General features: G+C 42.2%; 11 protein-coding genes. All 11 read left to right on the plus strand.

Going from position 1 to position 17,315, the window contains the following annotated elements; translation table 11 throughout:
* Positions 1-73 precede the first annotated feature (73 nt).
* The 11 genes from purU (at position 74) to BC751_RS03735 (ending at position 17,214) form a co-directional block, all read left to right on the plus strand.
* The gene (gene purU / locus BC751_RS03690; protein WP_130274383.1) at positions 74-928 is read left to right on the plus strand and encodes a formyltetrahydrofolate deformylase; all 855 of its coding nucleotides are present in this window, start codon (positions 74-76) and stop codon (positions 926-928) included.
* A gap of 470 nt (positions 929-1,398) precedes the next feature.
* Positions 1,399-3,813 (plus strand): OmpA family protein, encoded by a 2,415-nt coding sequence (locus BC751_RS03695; protein WP_207226831.1) that lies wholly within the window; start codon positions 1,399-1,401, stop codon positions 3,811-3,813.
* A 305-nt stretch (positions 3,814-4,118) separates the two neighbouring features.
* Positions 4,119-4,382 carry a hypothetical protein gene (locus BC751_RS22230; RefSeq protein ID WP_242617354.1) on the plus strand — a complete coding sequence of 88 codons (264 nt, stop codon included), beginning with the start codon at positions 4,119-4,121 and terminating at the stop codon, positions 4,380-4,382.
* A complete protein-coding gene (locus BC751_RS03700) occupies positions 4,322-5,953 on the plus strand; it encodes an alpha/beta hydrolase-fold protein (RefSeq protein WP_242617355.1) in 1,632 nt (543 codons plus the stop codon). The genes BC751_RS22230 and BC751_RS03700 overlap by 61 nt, the downstream gene beginning before the upstream one ends.
* Positions 5,954-6,337: 384 nt before the next feature.
* Positions 6,338-9,466: an efflux RND transporter permease subunit gene (locus tag BC751_RS03705; protein WP_130274384.1), complete on the plus strand. Its 3,129-nt coding sequence runs from the start codon at positions 6,338-6,340 to the stop codon at positions 9,464-9,466.
* Entirely contained in the window at positions 9,459-10,667 is a 1,209-nt protein-coding gene (locus tag BC751_RS22235) for a TolC family protein (protein WP_130274385.1), read from the plus strand. The genes BC751_RS03705 and BC751_RS22235 overlap by 8 nt, the downstream gene beginning before the upstream one ends.
* Before the next feature lie 2 nt (positions 10,668-10,669).
* The gene (locus tag BC751_RS03715; RefSeq protein ID WP_130274386.1) at positions 10,670-11,803 is read left to right on the plus strand and encodes an efflux RND transporter periplasmic adaptor subunit; all 1,134 of its coding nucleotides are present in this window, start codon (positions 10,670-10,672) and stop codon (positions 11,801-11,803) included.
* Positions 11,804-11,861: 58 nt separating this feature from the next.
* Positions 11,862-12,578: a VIT1/CCC1 transporter family protein gene (locus BC751_RS03720; RefSeq protein WP_130274387.1), complete on the plus strand. Its 717-nt coding sequence runs from the start codon at positions 11,862-11,864 to the stop codon at positions 12,576-12,578.
* A 6-nt stretch (positions 12,579-12,584) separates the two neighbouring features.
* Positions 12,585-15,074 carry a cation-translocating P-type ATPase gene (locus BC751_RS03725; RefSeq protein WP_130274388.1) on the plus strand — a complete coding sequence of 830 codons (2,490 nt, stop codon included), beginning with the start codon at positions 12,585-12,587 and terminating at the stop codon, positions 15,072-15,074.
* A 102-nt stretch (positions 15,075-15,176) separates the two neighbouring features.
* Entirely contained in the window at positions 15,177-16,343 is a 1,167-nt protein-coding gene (locus tag BC751_RS03730) for an MFS transporter (protein ID WP_130274389.1), read from the plus strand.
* A gap of 157 nt (positions 16,344-16,500) precedes the next feature.
* Positions 16,501-17,214: a carbonic anhydrase gene (locus BC751_RS03735; protein WP_130274390.1), complete on the plus strand. Its 714-nt coding sequence runs from the start codon at positions 16,501-16,503 to the stop codon at positions 17,212-17,214.
* The last annotated feature ends 101 nt before the right edge of the window (positions 17,215-17,315 follow it).

Below are 17,315 nucleotides of genomic sequence, written 5' to 3' on the forward strand. Positions count from 1 at the left end.
ATTGATAAAGGGCTTAACAACCTTGAAAACCCAATTTTTTTTGGATTATTTTTAACAGTGAACCTATTTACTTATGAAAAAAGCAATTTTGATTGTCCAATGCCCGGACCAAAAAGGCATTGTAGCCCATGTGTCAGATTTTTTGTACAAATATCAGGGCAATATTTTAGAGGTGGACCAACATGTAGACGAAGAGATCGGCATGTTCTTTATGAGGGCGGCATGGGAACTGGAAAGTTTTGGACTTGAAAAAGATGCAATAGGTCCAACCTTTGAAAAAGAAGTGGCAGGCAAATTCAGGATGAAATTCGATCTGTATTTCAATTTTCCAAAACCGAGAATGGCCATCTTTGTATCCAAACTTTCACATTGCTTGTTTGATATTTTGAGCCGCGTTTATTCCGGACAATTTGATGTGGATATCCCATTGGTCATTTCCAACCACCTTGATTTAAAAGAAGTAGTAACTGCCTTTCATGTTCCCTTCTTTCATATACCTGTGGATAAGTCCAACAAAAAAGACGCAGAAAAACAACAAATCGCTTTATTAGAGCAAAATAATATTGATTTTATTGTGTTGGCAAGGTACATGCAGATCCTGTCCAGTGATTTTATCAATCATTATCCAAATCAAGTTATCAACATTCACCATTCATTTTTACCCGCATTCGTAGGGGCCAAACCTTACCATGCCGCTTATGAGCGAGGGGTGAAAATCATTGGGGCCACGGCCCATTATGTCACCGAGGAATTGGATGCCGGTCCTATCATCGAACAGGAGGTGGCACGGGTCAGACACCACAATACCCCCGCAGATTTGGTTCAAATCGGACAGGATGTGGAAAAAGTAGTTTTGTCAAAAGCCATTAAATACCATTTGGAAAGAAAGGTCTTGGCTTATAGGAATAAAACCATCATTTTCTATTAATGAGAAAAATTCTTGACGTATTTCGCTTTCTGAAATCCTGAAAAATATATAATCAGCAGGGTTTACAGTAAAATAGAGAATTTCCAAAAAGTTTTGTGCCACTATTTTTTTGCATCTCATTAGCAAAAAAACATATCTCATGGATTTTTGTTTTGTTTTTGCTAATTTTTTATCAAATAAATTTTGGGATTATCAAAATATCACCAATTTTGTGTATAATATTTTGTAAAAAGCTGCTTGACAAAAGCGATGGGTAATTGATCCAATGCAAGATATCGTAACTGTTTTTCTTGATTGGAAAACCCTAAATAGACAAAAAACTTAATCACCAAACATAAAGTTATCCACATTTTTGGAAAATTTAGTCAGACACTACATCACAGATGTTAAAACTGGTTTGTGCTTTTATTGATGATATACCAAATAGATTGTTGAAAACCACAAAGAATTAGGCTGTTAAAATAATGATTATGATCAAATTCAGATTTTTGAAATCATTGATTTTTCATTCCATCAGAAAGGCGTTAACCCTTATCGCCTTTTCAATTTTTTTTATGTTGTTTTTTCAGCTTAACTCCCAAGCGCAGATTGCCCTATTAAGATATGCAGACACGCAATTTGATTTGGAAAATTATTATAAAGCCTCAAATGCTTACAAAAAGGCTTATGACAAGAAAGCCAAATATGAAACAGCCGTCAAAATAGCCAATACCTTAGAAAAATTTGGTTCTTATGATGAAGCTTATGAATGGAGGACAAGAATACTGGACCATCCTGAATCTACCAAGCAGGATTATCGGGATTATTTAGTTGCAGCGGTAAAGATTCACAACTGGGAAGAAATAGATGAACTTTTGGAAAAAGGCGGATATGCATCTGCTGATTTCCCTGAATTGAATCTTGACGAAGTAAGAAAACTTTCGAAAAAATCATCAAACTTAAAACTGCTTTCTGTTGAAGAAATTAATTCCGACGCATCTGAATTAGGAATTTCGTTTGGAAAAAACGGCAATATTTTATTCACAAGCGATAGGGGTGCAGTAGGCAATGAGCAATCCATACCAACGTTAAGGTTAGATGCGAAAAACAACATTTTTAGTAAAGAGAAGAGCAACTATAACGAGCGTGAGTTTTACAAGATTTATAGTAAAAATCCAAAAGGTGAGATTACTGTGGTAAACTCCGATTTACAAAATGTATTTCATATCAGCGATCCTCATTATTATCCTGAAAAGGACCTGGTGTTTTGTACCGCTTTTGTAGCAAAGACCAAAGTGAGAGGAAGAAAGGATATAGTCAACCACGCCGGTATTTATTTTGGTAAAATTGATGATTCAGGAAACATCACGAATAGCAAAGCATTTACATACAATGAGCATTTGTCTTATGGAGTGATGAATCCTTTTGTGGATAAGTCTTCTAAAAGGCTTTATTTTGCTTCTGACATGCCCGGTGGCTATGGAGGTTTTGACCTCTATTACTCGGAATTTGATGATAATTTTAATTTTTCAAAGCCGGTAAATCTTGGTCCAATTATCAATACGCCGCACAGCGAAAGCCATCCTTTTATCCATGACAATCAGCTTTATTTCTCATCAAGAGGACATGTGGGTTTTGGAGGTATGGACATTTTTGTAGCTGAATTCAGCAATGGCAATGTGAATAACTTACGAAACATGGGAATTCCCTATAACAGTAACCGGGATGATTTCTTTTTGGTAGTTGCGGAAGATGGTAAAAGATATTTTACTTCTGATAGAAAAGATGGTCTCGGACTCGATGATATATACGTCGTTAGGGAATTAAACAAAGTGTTGAAAGTTATGGTAGAAGATTGTAACGGTGAATCCATTAAAGAATATGATTCTCACATTGTGGATAACTCAGGAAACTCTCTTGAAACTGAACTTTCTAAAAAAGGTATTTTACATGCAAGCCTGGATCCTGAATCTGATTACCGCCTGCAAATTTCAAAAAATGGATATTTTGGCTTGGAACCAAAGTCTTTCAGTACGGTTGGATTTGAGGGTGATACCCTGGTGATGACTTTCAAACTGGCTCAGATTCCGTACAACACCAAAATATTTTCAGATAATATTTACTATGATTTTGATAAATCCTACATAAAAGAAAGTGAAAAACAAACCCTTAAAAAGATAGCGGCATTGATGAAGGACAATCCACATACCGTCCTTTATGTCAATTCACATACCGATTCAAGGGGAAGCAATGCATACAATGAAAAACTCAGTGAAAGGAGAGCCGGTTCAGTTAAAGATTATTTAACCGGTCATGGTTTGAGTGCCGATCGCATCAGTACGGAGTGGTTCGGAGAGGAGAAATTGGTGAATGATTGTGGAGATGGAGTTCCATGCCCTGAGGCAAATCACCAAATGAACAGAAGAAGTGAGTTGATCCTTTCGGCGTACCCTGAGCAGCAAAAGCAATATGAGTTGCCAAAGGGAATAAGTGATCCATGCGATCTAGTTCTTTCTTCTACAGCTTCAGATATCAACGCAGCGGATAAGTCCAAAGATCTTCCTACCATTTATTTTGATTTTGATAAGAGCACGATCAGGCAAGTGCACCAAAAAGAGTTGGATAAAGTAGTAGATCAGATGAAGAGTGATCTCAATTTAAAAATTACAGTCGAAGGCCATACTGACCAAAGAGGAAATGAAATCTATAATGAACATCTTTCCCAAAGAAGAGCTACTGCGGTTGTGGATTATTTAAAAAGCAAAGGCATCTCAGCCGACAGGATCGAATATGCCTATTTTGGAAAAACCCGTCCAATCAACGATTGCAATTCACAGGCATGTTCCAATGCACAGCATCAAGAAAATAGAAGGACTACTTTAAGTTGGTCCAATAAGGGGCCATGATGGCTCAAAAGTTTAATTCCAATTTTTTTAAGAAAGGCAAATAATGTAAACAAGGAAGTGGGATTTTAGATGTCACTTCCTTTTTCATTTCAAGGCTATTATTGAAAAATTTAGAGTTATCCACATGGTATGGAATACCACTTTTTTATCTCAAAATATCTGCATAAGTTAAGGCTACGATTTCAGAGCATGAAAACCTTCAAGTTCAAGGAATTGCAAAAATGATCCAAATCAAATTTCGTCCAAGGTGATGAGTTAAAACTGCCTGCACTCCATAAAAACGAATCAACCAAGCCCAATGACCTATGAAAAAGCGCCTTGTTTTTATCCTTTTAATTTGCCTGAGTACTTATGCTGCCCTTGCCCAAAAAGGCAGTAAAGAACGCATCAAAATCTATAGCGCTGCCATTGATGGAAATTTAATAGGGGATCCGGCGGAAAGGGAGGTGACTGTTTATCTCCCCCCATCTTACCAATCCAATCCGGAAAATGATATCCTGTCCTTTACATGCTTCATGGCTTTACTGATACCGATTCACAATGGTTTGGTTGGGAAAACCATTGGATAAACCTTCAAACCGTCATTGAGCAATCTCTGGCAGAGGGCCTTTCTAAGGAAATGATCGTGGTGATGCCCAATGCTTATAACCGTTTCAAAGGAAGCATGTATGCGAGCTCGGCCACTATCGGTGATTGGGAAACATTTGTAACCAAGGAATTGGTAGGCTACATAGATGCCAACTACCGCACCCTAGCAGACAAAAAGAGCCGGGGATTGGCCGGTCATTCCATGGGAGGTTATGGCACATTGCGATTGGGGATGAAATATCCTGAGGTATTTTCTGCCATTTATGCCCTGAGTCCTTGCTGCATGGATGGTGGGGCAAATACCAATCCTGAGTTGATGGCCAAGCTTGAAACATTTACCTTAGATCAACTGGAAGGAGCCAATTTCTTCGAAATTGCAACATTGGCCACTTCAGCAGCCTTTGCCCCGAATCCCCAAAATCCGCCTTTTTATCTGGACCTTCCTGCCATGAACGGGACGCCCCGACAAGAGGTTATTAACAAAATCATCGCCAACCGGACGCTGAATTTTGTAGATCAATACATCATCAATCTCAAAAAACTGAAGGCTATCGCATTAGATGCCGGATTACAGGACCGGGGAATCAGTGAAGCCACCAAATCCCTTCATGAGCTCTTGGAATCTTACCAAATTCCACATTTTTATGAAAGCTATGAAGGAGATCATCTCAATAGGATTGCAGAACGGATCCAAACCAAGGCGCTTCCATTTTTCTCTGAAAATTTGGTTTTTCAAACCAAAACCCTTTCGGAAATAATCGAAAACGGTGGTACTGGAAAATACCCTGCCATCATGGTTTCAGAAAGTTCGCTTCCTACCCATACTATATTTAAACCCCAAGACCTTACAAAGTTTGGCACGAAAAACAAGCTTCCGATCATTGCTTGGGGAAATGGAGCCTGTTTTGATTCGCCCTTTGAGCACGTTAATTTTTTGAATGAAATAGCCTCCCATGGATTTTTGGTGATAGCGATAGGCACCATGCCCAAACAACCAGAAGTACGCTCTAAGTCCCAAAAACTCTTGGATGCCATTGACTGGGCTATTGCCCAGAATAGTGATCCCAAGAGTCCATATTACCAAAAACTGGATACTGAAAAAATCGCTGTCAGTGGGATGTCCTGTGGGGGACTGCAAACCCTGGAAGTGGCTGGGGATCCAAGAATCACCACCATAGGGGTATTCAATAGCGGTGTATTGGCAAATCCACGTGGAGGGATGCCTGGAATGCCACAAGTGACCAAAGAGCAACTGAACAACATTAAAGTTCCCACCCTTTACCTCTTGGGAGGGAAATCTGATATTGCTTACGCCAATGGTATGGACGACTTTGATCGGATCAACCATGTACCGATTTTCGTTGGCAATTTGGAGGTAGGGCATGGAGGCACCTACGCCCAACCATTTGGAGGTGAATTTGCCCGTGTAGCTACCCATTGGTATCAATGGCAGTTGAAAGGGGACCGTAAAGCAGGGAAGCTCTTTACTGGAAAAAACCCTGGACTTTCCAAATCTGCCGGCTGGACCGTGGACAAAAAAAACATGAATTGAATTTTCAATAAACGAGATTGCTAAGAGACCAATTTTTTAGCGGACAGTGTAAGATACTTTTTCAATTTTGCCCCTAAATAAAAGAAAGCGGAGGGATAAAATTTCCTCTTTAAAGCCCTTCCCAAAACCCAAGCTTACCCTGTATGAATAATCCATTTCAACTCTCCATAAACTAGGGTTTTGCACTCCAAAAATTTTATACTTTAAGCCCTAAAAAAATTGCAAATCAATCTAAAAGCCCAGAAAAAAAACCGTAACTTTCTTTTATGAATTTAGGCCAAAAAAGGTACTGAACAACAGGTAATATGGACCGGAGTCCAGCAAAGTTCTTGGTTTTTTCAATTCCTTTCACGGCCACTTCATAATTTTATTTTTCCCCAGCTTATGTTAGAAAAAATTATCAGATGGAGTGTAGGAAACAAAATCATCGTTTTCCTCCTGGTCATCGGTCTGATTGGATTTGGTGCTTATTCTCTCACCCAAATTCCTATAGGGGCCGTCCCTGATGTCACCAACAACCAAGTCCAGGTCATTACCACTTCCAGAAACCTTTCCACCGAAGATGTGGAAAGGTACCTGACCTACCCCATCGAACTGGAGATGGTCAACCTCCCCGGTGTCAAGGAAATCCGCTCGGTATCCAAGTTCGGTCTTTCGGTGGTGACTATCGTTTTCGAGGACAACATGGGTTCCTTCCTGCCCAGGCAATTGATCGCGGAGAAGATCCAAAGTGCCCAGGAAAACATCCCGCCAGGGTTTGGGTCCCCGTTTATGGGTCCCATCACCACTGGTCTTGGGGAAATATTCCAATATATCATCGACGTGAAACCCGGCTATGAGGACAAATACAGCCTGACTGACCTAAGGACCATTCAGGATTGGCTGGTCAAAAGACAGTTATCAGGAATTGCCGGAGTAGTGGAAGTCAATACTTGGGGAGGATTTTTGAAGCAATATGAAGTAGCGATCAATCCAGAGCGTCTCAAATCCCTGCAAATAGACCTCAGTCAAGTATACCGCGCCCTAGAGGAAAACAACTCCATTGCCGGAGGGGGTTATATTGAAAAGACCGATGAATCTTATTTCATCCGGGCGGAAGGACAGGTCAAAACCTTGGAGGAGATCGGTTACATTGTGGTGGATGTCAGACAGGGCACCCCCATTTATGTCAGGGATTTGGGTACGGTGGGTTTTGGACATGCCAACCGCTTTGGTGCCATCACAGCCAATGGTCAAGGAGAAAAAGTTCTTGGACAGGTCATGATGCTGAGAGGGGCCGACTCCAAAGCTACCATCGACCGCGTCAAAGAAAAATTGGCCCAAATAGAACCTACCTTACCAGAAGGAATTGTCATCAACGGCTTTTTGGATAGGAGTGACCTGATTGGAAAAACCACTTTCACCATTGCAGAAAACCTGATTTTAGGTTGTTTGATTGTGATTTTTGTGGTGGTTTTGCTCCTTGGAAATTTCAGGTCAGGCCTCGTAGTCTCTTCTGTGATCCCCCTTAGCTTGCTCTTTGCCCTTTCGATGATGAACATATTTGGGGTGGATGCGAACCTCATGAGTTTGGGGGCCATTGACTTTGGTATCATCATCGACGGAGCGGTGATCATCGTGGAATTCATTGCTTTTCAGCTTTCCAAAGGTTTCCGCGAATTTTCCGGACTTTCCAAGGCACAGATAAAAGAAAAAAGGGATAAGATTGCGATTGATGCTGCCTCCAAAATGATGCATTCCGCTGTATTTGGACAGATCATCATCATCATCGTCTTCATCCCCATTCTTTCCCTGTCTGGCGTGGAAGGCAAAATGTTCCGCCCAATGGCCCAGGTGTTTAGCTTTGCGCTGATAGGCACCATGATCCTTGGGCTGACCTATGTGCCTGTGGTTTCCTCGCTGTTTTTGAAAGCCACAGATCCTGAGAAGAAAAACATCACTTCCCGTTTGCTGGATTTCATCTATCGCTTTTATGAGCCAACCCTCCATTGGGCACTGCAACATAAAAAAACGGTACTAGGGTTAGCAGTAGGTGTTTTGGTTTTTGCCTTTGGCATTTTCTCCAGGATGGGTGCCGAGTTTATTCCTACTCTGGACGAGGGGGACTTTGTGATCCAGCCCGTCCTAAAAACCGGCACCACCCTGAGCAATACCATTGAAATGACTACAGAAATCGAAAAAATTCTGTTGACCTTCCCGGAAGTGGATCAGGTGGTGAGTAGGATCGGTGCGGCCGAAATCCCCACTGACCCCATGTCCATGGAGGAAAGCGACATCATCGTGACCTTAAAACCTCCCAAAGAATGGCAGACCGTCAGTACCAAAGATGAGCTGGCAGACGCATTCAAAGAGGCGCTTTCCATCATTCCGGGACTGGAATTTGAGTTTACCCAACCCATTGAAATGCGCTTCAACGAACTCATTACAGGTGTTCGTGCAGATCTGGCCATCAAGTTGTTTGGCGAAGACCTGGAAATCCTCAACCAGAAAGCGAGGGAAATTGAGATGGCTATCCAGGGTGTGGAAGGAGCGGCAGACATCATTGTGGAAAAAACTGCCGGACTACCCCAAATGAAAATCAGGTACGATAGGGAAAAAATTGCCAAATACGGGATCAACATAGCTACTCTAAATAATATCATCACCATGGGCTTTGCCGGTATGAAAACAGGAGTAGTATTCGAAGGTGAAAAGCAGTTTGACCTGGTCATTCGTTTTGATAAAGATTACAGGCTTAACTTGGACAACATACGCCTCGCCTCAGTAGGGCTTCCTGATGGCAGCTTCCTACCTTTGAGTGAGTTTGCAGAAATCTATATGGACCGGGGGCCAGCCAAGATTTCAAGGGATGCCTCCAAACGAAGGGTGGTGATAGGGGTCAATGTCCGAAATAGGGACCTTCAGTCCGTGGTGGATGATATACAGGCAAGACTAAAGGAAAAAGTCAAACTTCCAGAAGGCTATTATCTGGATTATGGCGGGCAATTTGAAAACCTCAACATGGCTAAGGCAAGGCTGATGATTGCTGTTCCTATTGCCCTGGCTTTGATTTTCCTCTTGCTCTTTTTTGCCCTTTCCTCCATTAAGGAAGCTTTGATGATCTATACCGCCATTCCTTTTTCCGCAGTAGGAGGTATTCTGCTCCTATTTATCAGAGGCATGCCTTTCAGTATATCTGCCGGAGTGGGCTTCATCGCACTCTTTGGTATTGCAGTACTTAATGGGATTGTTTTGATAGAGCATTTCAAAGAGCTGAAGCATGTGCACAAAGGAGATCTAAAGTCCCTTATTTTAAGGGGTACCAAAGAACGATTGAGGCCAGTCTTGCTTACCGCTTCAGCTGCTGCCTTGGGTTTTTTACCCATGGCCATCTCCACTTCCGCCGGTGCGGAGGTGCAAAGACCTCTGGCTACAGTAGTGGTAGGAGGACTGGTTTCCGCCACCTTATTGACCCTTGTGGTACTGCCAGTTCTTTACAGCATGTTCCATTCTAAATCAAGTTCCCATGAATAATATCCTTAAAATAGGCATTGCCCTTGTCTGTTTCGGTTTTTTCCCATTGGGGGCAAATTCCCAAACCACTGTCATTGATCTCGAGGCAGCGATGCAGGCCGCCATTGAAAATAACCGGGGTCTGAAAGCCTCTTACCAAAACCTGGAAGCTACCCGTGCTTTGGTGGGTGCGGGTGTAAATATTGAAAAAACACAGGTTTTTTATAGGCATGACCAAAATGATATTGCGGAAAACGGCATTTCCAATAGGGTTTGGGGTCTAAGCCAAAATGCACAGTTCCCGACGGTTTACGGACTTCAAAAAAGAGTGCTAAAAGATTTGTCTGAAGTCCGCTATCAGGAGTTTGAAATGGAAAAAACCCAGTTGCTCAAAGAAGTATCCCAAACCTATTACACCATCCTCTACTGGCAGGAAATGGAAAATAACTTCCGCTTTTTGGACAGTCTTTATGCCCAGTTTTCCAAAGCCGCCAACCTTAGGTTTACCACAGGAGAGACCAATTACCTCGAAAAAGTAACTGCCGAAACCAAAAAAAGAGAAATGGCAGTCAAATTGGCCCAGGCAACAGAAAGTAAAAAACAAACCTACCAAAGATTAGAACAGCTGATTCAGACAGACGGCCCTTTTGTAATCAAGGAGATCCCCTTAGAACCTTTGGCTGTACAGGATGCCATTTGGACCAATCATCCCGGTTTGGGACTTTTCCAAAGGAACCTGGAACTGAGGAAAGACAATATGCAACTGGAGAAAAACCGATTGCTCCCGGACCTGAGCGCAGAAGTTTTCAGGGGAACCAATAATGGTATGAACGCAAAAGTCTATCCCGGCGTGCAGTTTGGTGTAGCTGTACCACTTTGGTTTGGGCCTCAGAAAGCCAAAATCCAAGCTTCCAGGCTGGAATGGAACCAGGCAACCTTTGCCCTGGACAACTATAGTTTTCAACTGGAAAACAGAAGGCAGCAGCTGGAGATTGAACTACAAAAATTCCAGGAAGCGGTTTCCTTCTACCAAAATGAGGGCAAAAATCTCAGCCGTCAGCTGATCATCCAGGGAACCCTTGCCTTTCAAAATGGGGAAATTGACTTTCTCCAATACGTACTCCTTATAGAAAACTCCAGAAATATCGAGTTGGATTACCTGTTCAATCTTCAAGGTTACAACATGACTGTTCTGGAAATCAACTACCTGATCCAACCCTGATTATGAAAATACCATCTTACATCCTATCGCTTGCCTTAATTGGAATTTTTGCTGCTTGCGGTTCCAAAGAACAAAAAACATCGGTCACTGAAGAAACTGCTGATGCTGATCTGATAACCATTACGCAGGAGCAGTTTGACAAATTCAATATGGAAATGACAGGTTTTCAGGATTATCCCTTTACCTCATTTATCCTTTCCAATGGGATTGTCAATATCCCGGCAGAGGGACGCTTTGAGGTAAGCTGTTACTTTGGAGGCAATATTGTTCAATTTGACCTCCTGGTAGGGCAAAAAGTCAACAAGGGACAGCTACTTTTTGTCATGGAAAATCCGGAGTTTGTGCAGATGCAGCAGGATTATTTGGATGCGTCCAGCCAGCTGAGTTATCTGAAATCAGATTACGAAAGACAAAAAGCCCTATATGAGGAAAATGTAACCTCACAGAAAAACTTTCTGAAAGCAGAATCAGATTACAAAAGCATGTTGGCCAAAGCGGAGAGCTTGAGGAAAAAGCTGGCTTTGATCAATATCCCTGCTGACAAAATCACGGCTTCCAACATCAGTTCCAAAGCGGCTGTATATGCACCGATTTCAGGCTATATAGAATCCATCAAAGTCAATCAGGGCACTTATCTCAATGCCTCGGATGTCGCTTTGACTTTAGTCAACAAATCCCATTTGCATATAGAACTGAACGTTTTCGAAAAAGATGCCATTTCCCTGGAAATCGGACAACCCGTAACCTTCTACCTACCAGATAATAAGTCGAAAGTTTTTGAAGGGGAGATTTTCCTGCTCGGTCAGTCCATCAATGAAAAAAGAATGCTGGCCATCCATGTCCATTTGAAAGATGAAAAAGATGGGCAGGCCCTGGTACCGGGCATGTTTGTGGAAGCCAAAATTGCACTGCCTTCAGTCAATCAGCCTGCCTTGCCCAATACAGCGGTACTCAATGCTGAGGGCAAAAATTATGTGCTGCTTTTAGAGAAAAAAGAGGGGGATGTTTACCAATTTAGAAAAAAGGAAGTGGAAGTACTTTCTCAAAACGAGGAAATGTCATCGATTGCAAATCCGGAAAAATTCCCCAAAGGAAGTCAGTTTTTGTCCAAAGGAGGATTTCAGATTGTCAAGTAAAAAATGCTCTTTCTAAAAAAACATTAAAAAACCAATACACCACATAGCATCCCTCACCATGGAAACAAACAAAAAACTCACCATAGACAACTACTTGGAAGCCCACTACATTCACCGCAGCAATTGGCTGAGAGCGGCAGTTTTGGGAGCAAATGATGGCATTATTTCCATCTCCAGCCTTGCCATAGGCGTGACAGCGGCCAGTACCACCAAAGACCCCATTGTATTGGCCACGGTGGCAGGCTTGGTGGCGGGAGCATTATCCATGGCAGCGGGAGAATATGTCTCGGTTAGTTCCCAGACAGACATCGAAAAATCGGACATAGAAAGGGAGATACAGGAACTTAGAGACATGCCTGAGGAAGAGGAGAAGATTCTTGCCCAGATCTATGAAAAAAGAGGACTGACCAAAGCAACAGCCAAGCAGGTGGCCAAAGAACTCACGGCTGCGGATGCACTTGGCGCCCATATAAGGGATGAATTGGGCATCAATGAAATCAGCCAGGCAAAACCAATCCAGGCAGCCTTGGCTTCTGGAGCCGCATTCACTGCGGGAGGGATTTTACCCCTTTTGGTGATTCTGTTGCTCCCTGTGACCAACCTGGAGTATTTGCTTTATGGCTTCACCATATTTTTCTTGATCATTTTGGGTGCCGTTTCTGCCAAGACAGGTGGTTCAAGCATCAAAAAGGCTGTCCTAAGGATCACCATTTGGGGGACCATTGCCATGGTCCTTTCCGGATTGGTGGGGTATCTTTTTGGGGTAAGTGTATAGAGAAATATGGTAAAAGGCTTAACAAGTGCAGAAGCTTCCGAAAATTTAAAAAATTACGGCTACAATGAATTGCCCTCAGCAAAGCCCAAAAATGTATGGCAAATAGCGCTTGAGGTAATCAAAGAGCCCATGTTTCTTTTATTGATCAGTTGTAGTTTGCTTTACTTTGTTTTGGGAGACTACACGGAAGGGATCATACTTTTTTGTTGGGTATTCATCATCATTTTTATCACTTTCTACCAGCACCGCAAAACTGAAAAGTCCTTAGCCGCATTGAAGCAGCTTTCTTCTCCCCGTGCTTTAGTAATAAGGGACGGAATAGAGACCAGAATTGCAGGTAGGGATGTGGTTCCGGGGGATATTGTTGTCCTACATGAAGGAGACAGGGTACCTGCAGACGCCTTGATATTGGAAAGTAACAACCTAACTTTAGACGAATCCCTATTAACAGGAGAATCTATTCCAGTCATCAAAACCGAAAATTCCAATAATCAGATTTTTAGCGGAACATTGGTGGTTCAGGGTAGCGGAATAGCCAAAGTGACCCTTACCGGAACAAAAACGCAGCTTGGAAAAATAGGCGTATCGCTACAAACAATCCAGCAAGACAGCACACGCCTACAGCTGGAGATGAAGACACTCATCAGGAATTTGTTTTTAGGTGGTGCGGTCATCAGTGTTGGGGTAATTTCGGCATTTTACTTTTCAAGGGGCAATATTTTATTTGCCCTCCTCAATGGGCTTGCCGCGGCCATGGCTTTGCTACCAGAGGAATTTCCTGTTGTGCTAACTATTTTTCTGGCTTTGGGTGCCTGGCGATTATCAAAAAACAAAGTTTTGACCCGAAAACCTTCAGCTATTGAAACGCTTGGTTCAGCCACAGTTTTATGCTCTGATAAGACCGGGACCATTACACAAAATAAAATGGACATAGCAGCATTGACATGTAATGGCAACATTTATTTTAAACAGGATTTCAAAACCCATAGCCAAGAGATTCAGGAATTATTGAAGGTTTTGTATCATGCATCGCCGGGCAACTCCATTGATCCGATGGAAAAAGCAATTACCCGCACATTGAATGATTTGGAAATTACTTTGGATAAAGGTAAACTCTTGAAAGAATATCCCTTATCCCAAGAATTTACCTCCATGACCAGGCTTATTGAATCTGAAAACAATCGGGTTTTAACCGCTTATTGTAAGGGGGCTCCTGAAACTGTTTTTCAATTGTGCGGTTTCTCTGAAGCTGAAATTGTCCGGCAAAAGCGGGTTGTCCAACAATTTGCCGAACAGGGATTTAGGGTTCTTGCGGCTGCAAAAAATGTAGTTCCTTCCGGAAATCTTTTTCCTGATAAGCAGAATGGATTTAATTTTGAATTCACCGGATTGGTTGCATTTGAAGACCCCATAAGGCCTGAAGTTCCCAACGCCATAAAAGATTGCAATGATGCTGGGGTAAAAGTCATTATGATTACAGGTGACTATCCTGCAACTGCAAAAAGTATTGCCAACCAAATCGGTTTGATCCATAATGATAATGTACTTACAGGTACTGAGCTCCAGAATATGAATACGGCCGAGCTAAGGGAAAGAATAAAGAATACCCATGTATTCGCCAGAATTGTTCCCGAGCAAAAACTGCAAATAGTTCAGGCCCTTAAAGCAAATGGGGAAATTGTAGCTATGACAGGGGATGGCGTAAATGATGCGCCTGCGCTTAAGGCCGCTGATATTGGGGTCGCTATGGGTTTGAAAGGGACGGATGTTGCCCGCGAAGCCTCTTCTTTGGTTTTGCTGGATGACAATTTTGCTTCAATCGTAGGTGCCATACGTTTGGGAAGGAAGATTTTTGACAATTTGCAAAAAGCAATGTCTTACATTATTGCTATCCATATTCCCATTATCGGACTGGTCCTTCTACCGTCATTTATTCCTTCTTTACCCATTCTTTTGATGCCTATCCATATAGTATTCATGGAATTAATTATAGATCCTGTATGCGCTATTGCTTTTGAATCTGAACAGGAAGAGAAAGGAATCATGAGCCGGCCACCTAGAAACCCAGAGGAACTGTTTTTCGGATGGGGAAAAATAATATACAGCCTGATAAAAGGGTTAATGGTCTTGGGTATGGTAATCATAGTATATTTTTTGTCCATCAACCAAGGTCACTCAGAAGGAGAGGTAAGGGCTATTGCCTTTTCTTCCCTGATCATAGGGAATGTGTTTTTGATTCTGTCTTCTTTATCCGATTCAAGAACCTTTTGGTCCGCAATTTTTGAAAAAAATATTGCAGTTTGGATCATTTCACTCACTGCTTTTATCATGTTGCTGTTGACCATCAAGCTTACGTGGTTACAAAATATTTTCAAATTTGATTTTCCGGGTTATCAACATTTCCTTCCATCTTTAATTGGAGCCGTATTGTTGCTCTCTGCTCTGGAGTTAATCAAAGTTTTCAGGAGGAAAAATGCACATAGAAAAGTCTATTAGTATACGTGCTTTTTCTTTCGATAACCAAAAAGAAGCATTATTTTCAATTTGTTTACCTCGAAATGGTAAAGCTTTATGTTTAACAAACATGGAACCTGGCCAATGAAATCCTCCCTTCTCACCAGAAATGTCATCATCCTTTCCATGGTCAGTTTCTTTACGGATGTGGCCAGCGAGATGCTTTATCCGGTAATGCCCATATACCTGAGCAGCATAGGGTTTTCCGTTCTTTTAATCGGTATCCTTGAAGGGGTTGCCGAGGCAACAGCCGGACTGAGCAAGGGATACTTTGGCAAGCTCAGTGACAATCAGGGCAAGCGACTACCTTTTGTACAGTTGGGGTATGCACTGAGTGCCATTTCCAAACCTTTGCTTGTGGCTTATGTGTTTCCACTTTGGGTATTTTTTGCCAGAACCTTGGAAAGGTTGGGGAAGGGTTTGAGGACCGGTGCCAGGGATGCGCTTTTATCCGATGAGGCGACCGCCGCCACCAAGGGGAGGGTGTTTGGTTTCCACCGGGCTATGGATACCCTTGGGGCAGTCGTGGGTCCCCTGTTGGCTTTGCTGTATCTGGCTTTTCGTCCAGAGGATTATAAAATGCTGTTTTTGCTTGCTTTCCTTCCAGGCATCCTGGCCATTGGGTTTACCTTCCTGATAAGGGAAAAAAAGAAGGAGAGACCTGGTTTTATTTCAAAAACCAAGTTTTTTGACTTTTTCCGATATTTGAAAGAGAGCCCCAGTAATTACAGAAAATTGCTTGTTCCTTTGTTGATATTCACTGTATTCAACAGCTCGGATGTATTCCTTTTATTAAAGCTGAAAGAATCGGGACTGGGGGATACCCTTGTTATTGGCATGTATGTTTTTTTCAATTTGGTCTATGCCTTATTTGCCTATCCTATGGGTTCTTTTGCTGATAAATGGGGGATGAAAAGGATCTTTGTTTTTGGTCTCCTGGTATTTGGAGGAGTTTATTTAGGCATGGCTTTCGCTGAGCAAATATGGGTTTTTGCAGTGCTCTTTCTGTTTTACGGTTTGTTTTCAGCTGCAACGGAAGGCGTTGCCAAAGCCTGGATTACCAATATCAGTCATGCCAAGGATACTGCTACGGCTATTGGAACCTATACTGCATTCCAAAGCATCGGTACCCTGATGGCCAGTTCATTGGCAGGTCTAATTTGGTACAGTTTGGGACCTGAATATATGTTCATTATTTCTGGTATTGCAGCGTTGCTGATAGGTCTCTACCTGTATTTTTCCAAATTGTAAGCCATTAAGGTAAGGGCTCTATCATAGAATTGCATCAAGCATTCTCTTTGGCATCCCCGATGGGTGCGAAAAATTTTCATGGCCGTACCCCTTAAGTGATTTTTCTCACGCAGCATTTTTGGCCAATTGGAGAGTTTTGTTAAAAAACTTCAGCCTAATGATCCGATATACAAAAAAATACACCCAGCTGATCTGGCTTTTTCCCATAGGAATCATCATTTTCCTCTTTGGTTACAAAAAACCTCCCATTGTGCCCTCTGCCGAAGAAGTGCCTAAGGAGCAGATTTTGGATTTTTTGTTGGAAGGGAATGAACGCTTTGCAGCCGATGAACCCCTTCATCCTGACCAGACATTGGAAAGATTAAGGAACCTCAGTATGGGTCAACACCCGGTCGCTGCAATTGTCAGCTGTTCGGACTCGAGGGTTCCCCCAGAACTGATTTTCGATCAGGGATTGGGAGACCTCTTCGTCATCCGTAACGCCGGCAACATCGTCAGTGATTACGAAATCGGAAGTGTGGAATATGCAGTTGAAGTATTGGGCGTTCCACTGGTGATTGTAATGGGGCATACCAATTGTGGGGCCATCGGGGCATTTGTGGACCATGACCATGACCACTCCCACGTTTTCCCCGAACATATCCAAAAAATTATTGACTATATCGATGCAGAGGAGGAAGAAAAAGCGCTTCCCAGAAATATCCCCAACTTCTTTGAAAAGGCCATTGAGGCAAATATCCTTCATGGAGTTCATGAACTTAAGAAAAATATCCCGCATGCAGATTCTTTAATGGCACATAATAAGCTTAGAATCATCGGTGCGCTCTACGATATGGAAACCGGTAAAGTCCATATCATTGAAGATAAATAGTCAACTGGCTTAAATTATCAGATAATCCAGTCCCTGTTAAAAATTAGAAAAGAGGCTGTACCCGTTCATGACACAGCCTCTTTTCTTTATTCAAACCTATT

Source organism: Cecembia calidifontis (assembly GCF_004216715.1).
GTDB lineage: Bacteria > Bacteroidota > Bacteroidia > Cytophagales > Cyclobacteriaceae > Cecembia_A > Cecembia_A calidifontis.